The following is a 287-nucleotide window of genomic DNA, read 5'->3' as shown; positions in this document are numbered from 1 at the left end:
ACATCCCGAAGATGACGCAGTCTGAGCTGCTCGCGCTCATGATCGGTGGCCTGGCCACAATCTCCGGCGGCGTGATGGCCGTATACATCGCGCTCGGCGCGGAGCCCGTGGCCATTCTCACCACGAGTGTCATGGCAGCGCCCTGCGGATTGTATCTGTCGAAGATTCTGCTGCCAGAAACAGAGGAATCGGTCACGCGCGGCGAGGTCAAGATGCGCGTGGAGCGTACGCACGTCAACGTCATAGATGCGGCCGCGGCCGGAGCTTCGGATGGGATGACGCTGGCC

General features: G+C 63.1%; 1 pseudogene (cut by a window edge). It reads left to right on the top strand.

The features are described 5' to 3' along the window. Positions 1-11 precede the first annotated feature (11 nt). Positions 12-287: pseudogene (locus GEV06_27750) on the top strand (hypothetical protein) (it continues 456 nt past the right edge of the window).

Origin of the sequence: Luteitalea sp., assembly GCA_009377605.1 — a bacterium.
In the GTDB taxonomy this organism is placed as follows: domain Bacteria; phylum Acidobacteriota; class Vicinamibacteria; order Vicinamibacterales; family Vicinamibacteraceae; genus WHTT01.
Note: the sequence above shows the minus strand (reverse complement) of the source record. Positions and strands in the feature narration are given on the sequence as shown.